Origin of the sequence: Mitsuaria sp. PDC51, assembly GCF_900113225.1 — a bacterium.
Taxonomy (GTDB): domain Bacteria; phylum Pseudomonadota; class Gammaproteobacteria; order Burkholderiales; family Burkholderiaceae_C; genus Roseateles.
On the sequence record NZ_FOZE01000001.1, the window covers coordinates 608,124 to 620,114 of the forward strand.

The window sequence follows — 11,991 nt, forward strand, 5'->3', positions numbered from 1 at the left end:
CCGGACCACCAGGGAGGACCCGCCATGAAACTCGCAATGACGCTGCCCCGCATTCCGCTGCCGACGCTGCCCAGGCTGTCCTGGTCGCCGCGCGGCGCCATGGCGTCCTGGCTGGTGGTCGGCAACCTGCTGGTGGTCGTCGCGCTGGTCGGGATGACGGCGCTGAGCCTCTGGAGCCACCGCGCGACCGAGACCGACCGCGCCCGCGACGTGGTCGAGAACCTGGCGCAGAACATGGCCGTGGAGATCAACGCCGAGCTGCGCAACACCGACAACGCGCTGGCCACGATCGCGCTGCGCTACCGCAGCGCGCGCCAGTCGCCGGACCAGGCGGCGATGGTCGCCAAGCTGCTGCAGGAGCAGCGCGGCCTGCTGCCGCAGGTCACCGCGCTGCGCATCGCCGACATCCACGGCACCGTCACCACCGGCCTGATGCCCGGCGAGCGGCCCTTCAACGTGGGCGATCGTGCCTATTTCTCGCAGGCCCGCACGACCGACGCGATGGTCATCTCCGAGCCGCTGAACAGCCGCGCCCAGAACCACTGGTGCATCATCCTGGCCCGCCGCCTGATCGACCACGACGGCAACTTCGACGGCATCGTGTACGCCGTCGTCACCGCCAAGCACTTCGTCGACCGCTTCAGCGGCGTGGCCCTGGGCCCGTCCGGCGCGGTGTCGCTGCGCTCGGAGGCGATGAACCTGGTGGCGCGCTACTCCGCCAGCGAACCCAACTCGACCAAGGGCTTCGGCACCCGGTCGCTGTCGGAGCAGGCGCAGCGCTCGCTCGAGCAGAACCCCGAACGCGGCGTCTACATCACGCCGACGGCGATCGACCAGGTCGACCGCATCACCGCCTACCGCAAGGTGCCGGGGTATTCGATGACGCTGTTCACCGGCATGAGCAGCGACTACTTCCTGGCGGGCTGGCGCACCCAGGTCGTGCGGCAATCGCTGCTGGCGGCGCTGGTGGCGCTGGCGCTGGCCGCCGCCTCGGGGCTGATCCACCGCATCCACCGCGGCGAGCGCCGCTCGCGGGAGGCGCTGGCGAAGCTGGCGCGCGAGCAGGACGCGATGCTGCAGAACGACCTGATCGGCATGGTGCGCGTGCGCGACGGCCACGCCGTCTGGAGCAACCCGGCGCTGGAGCGCATGTTCGGCTACGGCCCCGGCGAGATGGTCGGCCAGGCTGCCATCCGGCTGTTCCTCAGCCCGCAGGAGCATGCCCGCGTGCGCGACACCGCGCTGGCGACGATGCGGGCCGGCGGCCGCTTCCAGACGCAGCTGCGCATGCGCCGCCAGGACGGCAGCGAGTTCTGGGTGGACCTGCACGGCACCGTCGTCTCGGAGACCGAATCGATGTGGATGCTGGTGGACATCGACGGCCTCAAGCGCAGCGAGGAGCAGGCCCAGCACCTGGCGCTGCGCGACGTGCTGACCGGCCTGCCCAACCGCCGCCTGTTCGAGGAGAAGGTCGGCGACGCCATCCAGGGCGCGCGCCGCACCGGCCGCGGTTTCGCGGTCTGCTACCTGGACCTGGACGGCTTCAAGGCGATCAACGACCAGCACGGCCACGAGGCCGGCGACGAGGTGCTGATGGAGATCGGCCAGCGCCTGCAGACCCTGGTGCGCGGCAACGACGTGGTCGCCCGCCTGGGCGGCGATGAGTTCGCGATCCTGCTCTCGGGCATCGCGCGTCCGGAGGATGTCGAGCAGACGCTGCAGCGCTGCCTGTTCTCGATCCAGCGCCGCATCACGTTGGACTGCGGCGAGAAGGTTTCGGTCGGCGCCAGCATCGGCGCGGTGGTCGGCGGCGGCGGCGACAACTGCCGCGAGCTGCTCCACGCGGCCGACGAATCGATGTACGCGGTCAAGCGCACCGGCAAGGGCCAGATCCAGATCGCCGGCCACGCGCATTCCGAATGGGCCGTGGCCGCATGAGCCCCCGCGTCGCCCGCATCCCCGCACCGGTGCTGCGCGCCTGCCGGGCCGGTGCGTGCGGCGCGGCGCCGTCGGGCCTGCTGTGCCTGTCGCGCCGCCCGCGTTCCCCGCGCCAATCCGGCGGCGGGTCCCTCCGATGGGCGACAGGCGTGGCGGCCAACGCCACCTTGCGCTCAACTTCCGGGCAGGATCTGCCGATGTGGGGGGAAACACCCCCGGCGGGTGGTGGCTAGCCCACGCCCGCGGCCAGGGGGAATTCATCCAGTCTGTCCAGGAGGAGGGATCACATGAACATCGGCGCCTGGCGTCTGTCGACGCAATTGACCATGTCCTTCGTGCTGCTGGTGGCGCTGTGCGCGCTGGTCGGCGGCATGGGGCTGCTGCAGCTCAACCGGGTCCACGAGAACACGACCGAGATCGCGGAGGACTGGCTGCCCAGCATCCAGAGCATGGCCGCCATCCGGGTCAAGGCCAACCAGATCCGTCGCATGGAGCCGGACCATCTGCTCTCCGACGACCATCAGGAGCGCGCCCAGATCGAAGGCGCGATCGCCAACGCCCGCAAGGAGCTGGCCGCCGCGGAGCAGGCCTACCAGCCCTTCATCACCAACGACGAGGAGCGTCGGCTCTATGCCGAGGTGGTCGCCGCGCGCGACACCTATTTCAAGGCGCAGGAGAAGCTGCTGCACCTGTCGCGCGGCGAGAACTCCGACGCGGAGGCGCGGGCCTTCTTCCGCGCCGAGTCGCGCAGCAGCTTCAACGCCTGGGTGCGGGCGATCGAGCGCAGCGCCGACTACAACGCCGCCGGCAGCGAGCAGTCGCGCAAGGACGCGGAGGCGGACTACGCGGCCGGGCACGGCTGGAGCGTGTCGCTGACGCTGGTGTCGGTGCTGGTGGCCGTCGGCCTGGCGCTGCTGCTGCTGGGGCACGTCCGCCGCCTGCTGGGCGGCGATCCGGCCGAGGCGGCCCGGCTGGTGCGGCAGGTCGCCGAGGGCGACCTCAGCGGCGACATCCGCGTGCGTCCCGGTGACCAGCGCAGCCTGATCGCGGCGCTGCATGCGATGCAGCTGAGCCTGCGCCAGGTGGTGGGCGGCGTGCGCCAGGGCAGCGAGTCGGTGGCCAGCGCCAGCGCGCAGATCGCCATGGGCAACAGCGACTTGAGCCAGCGCACCGAGGAACAGGCCAGCGCGCTGGAGCAGACGGCGGCGACGATGACCGAGCTCGGCGAGACGGTGCAGCAGACCTCGGAGAACGCGCAGCAGGCGGACCGCCTGGCGCGCTCGGCCAGCGAGGTGGCGCAGCGCGGCGGTGCGGTGGTGGCGCGCTTCGTCGACACGATGCGCGGCATCGACGAGAGCAGCCGCCGCATCGCCGACATCATCGGCACCATCGACGGGATCGCGTTCCAGACCAACATCCTGGCGCTCAACGCCGCCGTGGAGGCGGCCCGCGCCGGCGAGCACGGCAAGGGCTTCGCGGTGGTGGCGTCGGAGGTGCGCGCGCTGGCCGGCCGCAGCGCCGAGGCGGCCAAGGAGATCAAGACGCTGATCGGCACCAGCGTCGAGCGCGTCGAGCAGGGCTCCGGCCTGGTGGCCGAGGCGGGCGCGACGATGGAGGAGATCGTCTCGGCCATCGGGCGCGTCACCGACGTCGTCGGCGAGATCAGCAGCGCGACGCGCGAGCAGTCGCAGGGCGTCCACCAGGTCGGCGAGGCGGTCAGCCAGATGGACCAGGTGACGCAGCAGAACGCCGCGCTGGTGGAGGAATCCGCGGCTGCCGCCGAAAGCCTGCGGCAGCAGGCCGATGCGCTGGTGCAGTCGGTGGCGCGGTTCCGGCTGGGGTAAGTCCGCCGCACGGACGGGGCCGCCCGCCCGTTGTGTGCCGAGGACGCTGAGGGCGCTGAAGGCGCTGAAGGCCGTCAGCGCGGCCCGTCGGTCACGGCGCGGCGACGGTCACGACGACCTTGCCGAGGTGCCGTCCATCGAGCAGGTCGATCAGGCCCCGGGGCGCGAGCTCGAGCCCGTCGATGACGTGCTCGAGCGCCCGGACCTCGCCCGCCGCGATGGCGGCAAGCATCTCGCGCTGGAAGGCCTTGAAGCGCGACAGCCCGTCGCCGTAATGGTCCAGCACGATGAAGCCTTCCATGCGGACGCGCTTCTGCAGCAGCGTCGCGAGCAAGGCCGCCCGCCGGTCCGGCGCCGGGACCTCGTCCTTGCCCGCCTCGTTGTAATGCGCGATGAAGCCGCACACCGGCACGCGCGCACCGAGGTTGAGCAGCGGCAACACCGCGTCGAGCACCTCGCCGCCGACGCTCTCGAAGTAGACGTCGATGCCGGCGGGCGCGGCCTCGCGCAGACGCTCGGCGAAGCGCGGATCGCGCCGGTCGACCGCCGCGTCGAAGCCGAAGGTGTCCACCAGGTGCCGGACCTTTTCAGCGCCGCTGGCGATGCCGACGACGCGCGCGCCGGCCCGCCGCGCCAGCTGGCCGACCATCGCGCCGACCGCACCGGTCGCCGCGCCGACCACGACGGTCTCGCCGGGCCGGGGCCGGCCGATGTCCAACAGGCCGACCTGCGCGGTGAAGCCCGGCATGCCCGCCGCGCCCAGCGCCAGCGAGGGCCGGCTGATGTCGCCCAGCGGCACCAGGTCCTGGCCGTCCGACAGCGCGTAGTCCTGCCAGCCGCCGTTCGCCAGCACCAGCTCCCCGGCGCGCCAGTCCGGATGGCGCGACTCGACCACGCGGCTGACGGTGCCGCCGACCAGCACTTCGCCCAGCCCGATCGGCGGCGCGTAGCCGGGGCCGACCTCCTCCATCAGGTTGCGCATGTACGGGTCGAGCGACAGGGACAGCGTGCGCAGCAGCACCTGTCCCGCGCCGGGGGCCGGCACGGGCACGGTCTCGAGGCGGAAGTCCTCCGGCACCGGGCGCCCGGCGGGGCGGGCGGCGAGCACGATGCGGCGGTTGACGGGCGTGGTCATGCGGGATTCCTTCAAAAGGGGTGAGGACGTCGCTCAGGCGGCGGCGCGCGGGCCGTGGCGCAGCGTGAGCAGGGTGCCGAGCGTGATCGCGGCGGCGGCGAAGGTCGGTCCGCCGAGCGCGCCGATGTGGTCGACCAGCATGCCGCCGCCGATCGCGCCGCTGGCGATGGCGATCTGGAACGCGGCGACCAGCAGGCCGCCGGCGCCCTCGGCCTGGTCCGGCGCGGCCCGCACGATCCAGGTCTGGAAGCCCACCGGGAAGGCGCCGAAGGCGAAGCCCCACAGCACCACCGCCACCGCGGTCACCCAGGTCGACGATCCGGCCAGCAGCAGGCTGGCGGCGAGCACCACGATGAGGCTGCCGCCCGCGACGATCGCGCGCCGCTCGCTGCGCTCGGCCAGCAGGCCGCCGGCCAGGTTGCCGAAGAAGCCGCCGATGCCGTAGCCCAGCAGGATCGCGGTGATCGCGGACACCGGCAGGTGGGTCACGTTCTCCATCAGCGGCCGGATGTAGGTGAAGCCGGCGAAGTGGCCGGAGATCACCAGCAGCACCGCCAGCAGCGCCACCCGCACGCCGGGTCGCGTCAGCAGCTCGCCGAGCACGCGCAGGTCCGGGTTGTCCTTGGGCGGTAGCGCCGGCAGCGTCGCGACCTGCGTCACCAGCGTCACCAGGCTGAGCGCGCTGGCGGCGACGAAGGCGCTGCGCCAGCCCCAGACCTCACCCATCCAGGCGCCCAGCGGCGCGGCGCAGACGGTCGCCACCGAGACGCCGGCCAGGATCACCGACATCGCGCGGGCGAACAGGCGCTCGGGCACCAGCCGCATCGCCAGCGCCGCGGCCATCGACCAGAAGCCGCCCAGCGCCACGCCCAGGATCACCCGGGCGGCCAGCAGCACGCCCAGCGAGGACGCGGTCACCGCCAGCAGGTTGGACAGCACCAGCAGCAGCGTCAGCGCGACCATGACCGCGCGCCGGTCGAAACGCCGCGTCAGCAGCGGGATGGACGGCGCCGCGACGGCGCCCACCAGCGCCGTGGCCGTGACCGTCTGGCCGGCCGCGCCGGCGCTGATGCCGAGGTCGGCGGCCATCGCCGTCAGGAGGCTCGCGGGCAGGAACTCGGCGGTGACCAGGCCGAAGACGCCCAGCGTCAGCGAGGCGATGGCGCTCCAATGGGCGTGGCCGTCGTCGGGAAGGGCGGGTGAAGGGGCCGCCGCTGGAGAAACCGGCGAGCGGGCGTCGAGGCAGTCGGTGCAGTGGGAAGTCACGGCGGAAGACAGGTCAGTGGCAATGGCTTTCAGCTTACGGATAGCATCCCGGCGTTTCCATGACGGAAGAGCCGAAATGCTTGACGAATCCTCCAGCGTTGCCGCCGTCCGTGCCCCCCGTCATGCCCCGGTTCACGTTCCCGTGACCGGGCCGCTGCCGCCCACGCCGCTCAAGCCGGCCGACCTGCTGACGCAGATCCTGCTGGGCCTGCGACTGGAAGGCGTCGAGTACGGCCGCTGCCTGCTGCGCGCGCCCTGGGCCGTCGCCTTTCCGGCGCGGGCCGAGGCGCGTTTCCATTTCGTCGCGCGCGGCGGCTGCTGGCTGAAGACCGGCGGCAGCACCGAATGGGTGCGGCTCAATGCCGGTGACGCGGTGCTGCTGCCGCGCGGCAGCGCGCACGTGCTGGCGAGCGCGCCGGACCTGCCGACGGTGGAGATCGATTCGCTGTCGCGTCGCGCCGTCGCCGACGACATCTACCTGGTGGGCGCCGAGGCCGAGGCCGCCGCCAAGGCGATGCCGTCCGCCGAGCCGGTCGACGTGATGTTCTGCGGCGCGATGCGCTTCAACCTGGACCCGCTGCATCCGCTGCTGGCGATGATGCCGGACGCGATGCGCGCCAACGACCTGGCGCGCCGCGACCCGACCGTGCCCGCGCTGCTGGAGGCCATGGAGCGCGAGGTGGCGATGGACCGCATCGGCGCCTGCGGCATCCTGGCGCGCATGGCCGACGTGCTGGCCGCCAGCATCATCCGCGCCTGGGTCGAGTGCGCCTGCAACGACGCCAGCGGCTGGATCGCCGCGGTGCAGTGCCCCAGCATCGGCAAGGTCATCGCGGCCATCCATGCCGAGCCGGAGCGCGACTGGCGCGTGCCCGAGCTGGCCGGGCTGATGGGCGCCTCGCGCTCGCGCTTCGCCGAGGCCTTCACTCGCACCGTCGGCGAGAGCCCCGCCAAATACGTGGCCAAGGTCAAGATGTTCCAGGCGCGCCGCTGGATCGCACAGGAAGGGATGCGCGTGGCGGTGGCGGCCGACCGGCTCGGCTACGACTCGGAAGCCTCCTTCAGCCGCGCCTTCAAGCGCATCGTCGGGCAGCCGCCCGGCGCGCTGCGGCGCAGCGCGGCGAGCGCCGCGACCTGATCGCCGCGATGTGAGGCCCGCGTGAAGCGCGGCCTGCATTTTCAAGCGCGTTTTTCAAGCGGTTGCAAAGACGGCCGCTCCGCGTTTTTGCGGGTCATCTCCCCCTTGTTTGCGGGGGCCGGAAGGCCGATGGCGACGAGGGCAGGACCCATTCTTGCTATGGACCCCTGCGAACCCGGGATGGAGGCCTCCAGACCCCCTGGAATGAGGCAGTTCCGTCATGGTGCAGGGCTACACTCGCCGCTCGCGAGCGCCCGCTGGCCGCCCTCGACAGGCCTGCGGGACAGACACAACAAACAAGGTCGAAACATGCATGTGAAGCGGACTCGGGTCCACGGTATTCCAGCGCGACGCGCCGCTCCGGTCGGCGCGTTTTTCACCGCCGTTCTTGCCGCAATCCTGCTCACCGCCTGCGGCGGCGGCAGCGGCGCGAAGGCCTCGCAGACCGCGGCCAAGGTGAACAAGGAAGAGATCACCGTCCACCAGATCAACTTCGTGCTGCAGCGCCAGCCCAACATCAAGCCCGAGCAGGTGGACGCGGCGTCGCGCCAGATCCTGGAGCGCCTGATCGACCAGGAACTGGCGGTGCAGAAGGCCCAGGACCTCAAGCTCGATCGCGATCCGCGGGTGGTGCAACAGATCGAAACCGCCAAGCGGGAGATCATCGCCAGGGCCTATGCTGACCATCTGGGCGAGACGGCGGCCAAGCCGACCGACCAGGAAATCAAGCAGTACTACAACGACAAGCCGGCACTTTTTGCCGAGCGTCGTATCTACAACTTGCAGGAAATCAACATCGAGGCGAAGCCGGATCAATTCGAATCGATCCGCGCCAAGCTGCAGGGTGCCAAGACCCTCCCCGACTTCCTCGAAGCGCTCAAGGCCGACAACTTCAAGTTCGTCGGCTCGCAGATGGTGCGCTCGGCCGAGCAGATCCCGCTCAACAACCTCGACGCCATCGCGCGCCTGAAGGACGGCCAGTTCATCATGAACGGCCATCCCAACGGCCTCACCGTGCTGTTCCTCGCCGGCTCGCAGCGCCAGCCCGCGACCGAGGCGCAGGCACGCGCGTCGATCGAGATGTTCCTGCTGAACCAGCGCCGTGCCGAGCTGGTCGCCAAGGACATCAAGTCCATGCGCGACAACGCCAAGATCGAATACGTCGGCAAGTTCGCCGAGGCCGCGGCCTCCGCGCCCGCCGGCACCCCGCCCGCGGCGGCCCCAGCGCCCGCCGTGTCCGACAGCCCCACCGGCGCCAGCGGCCCGGTGGACAACAACGAACTCGCCAAGGGCCTCGGCATCAAATGATGAACACGCGTCGCTTCCCGATCCTCCCGCTCGTCTCGACGGCCATCTCGGCCGTGCTGGCGGTCTCGCTCGCCACCGGCGCCGTCGCCCAGACGCCCGCCCGTCCCGGCAACGCGCCGGCGCCGACCGGCCTGTCCACCGGCGCCGCCGCCGAATACCGCCTGGGATCGGGCGACGCGATCAAGATCAGCGTGTTCCAGAACCCGGACATGACGCTGGAGACGCGCGTGTCCGAGGCGGGCACGATCAGCTTCCCGCTGCTGGGCGTGGTGCGCATCGGCGGCCTGTCCGTCAGCGACGCCGAGAGCCGCATCGCCGAGGGCCTGCGCAAGGGCAACTTCGTCAAGCAGCCGCAGGTGACGATCCTGGTGCTCAAGGTCACCGGCAACCAGGCCAGCGTGCTGGGCCAGGTGAACCAGCCGGGGCGTTATCCGCTGGAAGTCGCCGACACCCGCCTGACCGACCTGCTGGCCAACGCGCGCGGCGTCTCGCCCGCGGGCGGCGACCTGCTGGTGCTGACCGGCCAGCGCGGCGGCAAGCCCTTCCGTCTCGAGGTCGACCTGCCGACGCTGTTCGGCCCCAACGGCCGCGAGCAGGACGTGGTGGTGCTCAACGGCGACGTGCTGTGGGTCGAGCGCTTCCCGATGATCTACATCTACGGCGAGGTCCAGAAGCCCGGCCAGATCCGCCTGGAGCGCGGCATGACGCTGCTGCAGGGCCTGGCCGCCGGCGGTGGCCTGACGCTGCGCGGCACCGACCGCGGCATCCGCGTGCACCGCAAGGATGCGTCGGGCAAGGTCCAGGAGATCAAGCCCGGCATGGACGAGCCGCTCAAGGACGGCGACGTGATCTTCGTCCGCGAGAGCCTGTTCTGACGCAGTAACCCCGGGCACCCGTCCCGGTGAAGGAGTGCATGGTGACGCCCAGCAAATTGATGTCGATCATCCTGGCCCGCTGGCAGCTGGTGCTGCTGGTGGTCGTGGTGACCACGCTGACGGCGCTCGGGGTGAGCCTCGTGCTGCCCAAGCGCTACCTGGCCAGCGCCTCGGTGGTCGTTGACGCCAAGCCCGACCCGGTGTCGGCCCTGATCTATCCCGGCATGGCCTCGCCGGCCTACATGAACACGCAGGTCGACGTGATCGCCAGCGATCGCGTCGCGCTGCGCGTCGTGCGCGACCTGCGCCTGACCGAGCTGCCCGAGTTGCGCGAGCAATGGCAGGCGCAGGGCGCCGAGGGCTCGATGGAGCAATGGGTCGCCACCTTCCTGCAGGCCAACATGGAGGTCAAGCCCTCCAAGGAAAGCAACGTGCTGACGGTCAACTACCGGTCGCCGTCGGCCCAGGTCGCCGCGCAGATGGCCAATGCCTTCGTCAAGGCCTACATCGCCACCACGCTGGACCTGCGCGTCGAACCCGCGCGGCAGTACGCCGGCTACTTCGACCAGCAGGCCAAGGCGGCGCTGGACCGGCTGGAGCAGGCGCGCACCAAGCTCTCCGCCTATGAACGCGAGCACGGCATCCTGGCCTCCGACGAGCGCCTGGACGTCGAGAACGCGCGCCTGAACGAGCTGTCCTCGCAGCTGGTGGCGCTGTCCTCGCTGGCGACCGAGTCGCGCAGCCGCTCCGGCCAGGCCGCGCGCGGCGGCGACCAGCTGCCCGACGTGCTGGCCAACCCGGTGGTGTCGCAGCTCAAGGCCGACGTCAGCCGTGCCGAGGCCAACCTGCAGCAGCTCAGCACGCGCTACGGCGACAACCATCCCCAGGTGATCGAGGCCAAGGCCTCGGTGGCCGACACCCGCGCCAAGCTCAACGCCGAAATCCGCCGCGTGACCGGCTCGGTGGCGGTGACCAGCACCATCAACAGCCAGCGCGAGGCCGAGACCCGCGCGCAGTTGGAGGCGCAGCGCGCCAAGGTCATCAAGCTGAAGGAAGCGCGCGACGAGGCCAGCGGCCTGATGCGCGAGGTCGAGAGCGCCCAGCGCGCCTACGAGAACATCACGACCCGGCTGACGCAGACCAGCCTGGAGAGCCAGTCGACGCAGAGCAACGTGAACCTGCTCGCCGAGGCGACGCCGCCGCTCAAGCCCGCCTCGCCGCGCGTGGCGCTGAACACGGCGCTGGCCTTCGTGGCCGGCCTGGTGCTGGCGATCGGCCTGGCGCTGCTGCTGGAACTGCGTGACCGCAAGGTGCGCGACGCCGACGACGTCATGGCCGTGCTGCCGCTGCCGATGCTGGGCGTGCTGCCCGCGCCCGGCAAGCGCGCGCAGGCGCTTCCGTCCGCCGAGCGGCGACTACTTGGCGCACCCGGCGCCGCGAGCCGAGGAGCCGCCTGATGTCGGACCTCAAGGAACCCATTCCCCTGGCGCAAAGCAAACCCGTGGACGGACCTCTGAACAAGCCTTCCGGCAGCGGCGCCGGCGTGCACGACCGCTCGATCGGCGCGATCATCGCCGAGACCCGCAACCTCAGCGCCGACCAGGTCGAGCGCGTGCTGCAGTACCAGCGCGAGCGCGGCATCCGCTTCGGCGAGGCCGCCGTGGCGCTGGGCTACGCGAACGCCGAGGACGTGCTGGAGGCGCTGTCCAAGCAGTTCCACTACCCCTACGCCCCGAACGAGCGCAAGACCCGCAGCCCGGAACTGGTGGCCCTGAACCAGCCGTTCTCGTCGCAGTCGGAAGTCTTCCGCGGCATCCGCAGCCAGATCACGATGCGGCTCTATCGCGAAGGCGAACCGCGCCGCGCGCTGGCGGTGATCAGCCCGGACACGCTGGACGGGAAGAGCTACTTCACCGCCAACCTGGCGGTGACGCTGGCGCAGCTGGGCGGCCGCACGCTGCTGGTGGACGCCGACCTGCGCCGGCCGCGGCAGCACGAGATCTTCGACGTCAGCAACCAGGCCGGGCTGTCCTCGATCCTGTCCGGGCGCAGCGAGCCGCGCGTGATCCAGCAGGTGGAGGGCATGAACAGCCTGTTCATCCTGCCGGTGGGGGCGGTCCCGCCCAACCCGGTGGAGCTGCTCGAGCGCCCTGCGTTCGGCATGCTGATGCGGGAGCTGGCGGGCAAGTTCGATTACGTCCTGGTGGACACGTCCGCGAGCCGGTACGGCGCGGACGCGGCCATCGTCGCGTCGCGCTGCGGCGCGGCACTGGTCCTGGCGCGCCAGAACCAGTCGCGGGTGAGCGCGCTGCAGGACCTCACCGACAGCCTGGACGGGGTGTCCACGACCCTCGTGGGCACCGTGATGAACCAGTACTGACACCGGGCCCCGGGCGAGACGGCACAGCGGCCGCCAGAGCCGCGAGCATCGACCACCGGCACGGCCGCGAGGCCACGCCGCCGCATGTCCGGAATCAGCAGCAGGGA

The 11,991-nt window shown here is 71.3% G+C and carries 9 protein-coding genes; 7 read left to right on the forward strand and 2 right to left on the reverse strand.

Features of this window, described 5'->3' with window-relative positions:
• The first annotated feature begins 24 nt into the window (after positions 1 to 24).
• Positions 25 to 1,938 (forward strand): diguanylate cyclase domain-containing protein, encoded by a 1,914-nt coding sequence (locus BM393_RS02745; RefSeq protein WP_091721483.1) that lies wholly within the window; start codon positions 25 to 27, stop codon positions 1,936 to 1,938.
• 287 nt (positions 1,939 to 2,225) lie between these two features.
• Entirely contained in the window at positions 2,226 to 3,782 is a 1,557-nt protein-coding gene (locus tag BM393_RS02750) for a methyl-accepting chemotaxis protein (protein ID WP_091721486.1), read from the forward strand.
• Between the two features lie 91 nt (positions 3,783 to 3,873).
• On the opposite strand, the gene BM393_RS02755 is transcribed toward BM393_RS02750, so the two are convergent.
• Both BM393_RS02755 and BM393_RS02760 read right to left on the reverse strand, forming a co-directional pair.
• Entirely contained in the window at positions 3,874 to 4,917 is a 1,044-nt protein-coding gene (locus tag BM393_RS02755) for an NADP-dependent oxidoreductase (protein ID WP_091721488.1), read from the reverse strand.
• Between the two features lie 33 nt (positions 4,918 to 4,950).
• Positions 4,951 to 6,183 carry an MFS transporter gene (locus BM393_RS02760; RefSeq protein WP_254783185.1) on the reverse strand — a complete coding sequence of 411 codons (1,233 nt, stop codon included), beginning with the start codon at positions 6,181 to 6,183 and terminating at the stop codon, positions 4,951 to 4,953.
• Positions 6,184 to 6,325: 142 nt separating this feature from the next.
• Between BM393_RS02760 and BM393_RS02765 the strand changes: the two genes are divergently transcribed.
• Genes BM393_RS02765 through BM393_RS02785 form a run of 5 tightly spaced genes read left to right on the forward strand, consistent with a single transcriptional unit; the run spans position 6,326 to position 11,884 of the window.
• Positions 6,326 to 7,321: an AraC family transcriptional regulator gene (locus BM393_RS02765; protein WP_254783186.1), complete on the forward strand. Its 996-nt coding sequence runs from the start codon at positions 6,326 to 6,328 to the stop codon at positions 7,319 to 7,321.
• 21 nt (positions 7,322 to 7,342) lie between these two features.
• Entirely contained in the window at positions 7,343 to 8,629 is a 1,287-nt protein-coding gene (locus BM393_RS02770) for an EpsD family peptidyl-prolyl cis-trans isomerase (RefSeq protein ID WP_254783187.1), read from the forward strand.
• Positions 8,629 to 9,504: a polysaccharide export protein EpsE gene (gene epsE, locus BM393_RS02775; protein WP_091721504.1), complete on the forward strand. Its 876-nt coding sequence runs from the start codon at positions 8,629 to 8,631 to the stop codon at positions 9,502 to 9,504. Before BM393_RS02770 ends, epsE begins: the two co-directional genes overlap by 1 nt.
• A gap of 41 nt (positions 9,505 to 9,545) precedes the next feature.
• Positions 9,546 to 10,961, forward strand: coding sequence for a chain length determinant protein EpsF (gene epsF, locus BM393_RS02780; RefSeq protein ID WP_091724972.1), 1,416 nt, complete (start codon positions 9,546 to 9,548; stop codon positions 10,959 to 10,961).
• Positions 10,961 to 11,884, forward strand: coding sequence for a polysaccharide biosynthesis tyrosine autokinase (locus tag BM393_RS02785; RefSeq protein WP_091721508.1), 924 nt, complete (start codon positions 10,961 to 10,963; stop codon positions 11,882 to 11,884). The genes epsF and BM393_RS02785 overlap by 1 nt, the downstream gene beginning before the upstream one ends.
• The last annotated feature ends 107 nt before the right edge of the window (positions 11,885 to 11,991 follow it).

Excerpts from the sequence above, each read along its gene's own strand:
- BM393_RS02745 (WP_091721483.1), top strand. The coding sequence starts at position 25 with ATGAAACTCGCAATGACGCTGCCCCGCATTCCGCTGCCGACGCTGCCC.
- BM393_RS02750 (WP_091721486.1), top strand. The coding sequence starts at position 2,226 with ATGAACATCGGCGCCTGGCGTCTGTCGACGCAATTGACCATGTCCTTC.
- BM393_RS02755 (WP_091721488.1), bottom strand. The coding sequence starts at position 4,917 with ATGACCACGCCCGTCAACCGCCGCATCGTGCTCGCCGCCCGCCCCGCC.
- epsE (WP_091721504.1), top strand. The coding sequence starts at position 8,629 with ATGAACACGCGTCGCTTCCCGATCCTCCCGCTCGTCTCGACGGCCATC.
- BM393_RS02785 (WP_091721508.1), top strand. The coding sequence starts at position 10,961 with ATGTCGGACCTCAAGGAACCCATTCCCCTGGCGCAAAGCAAACCCGTG.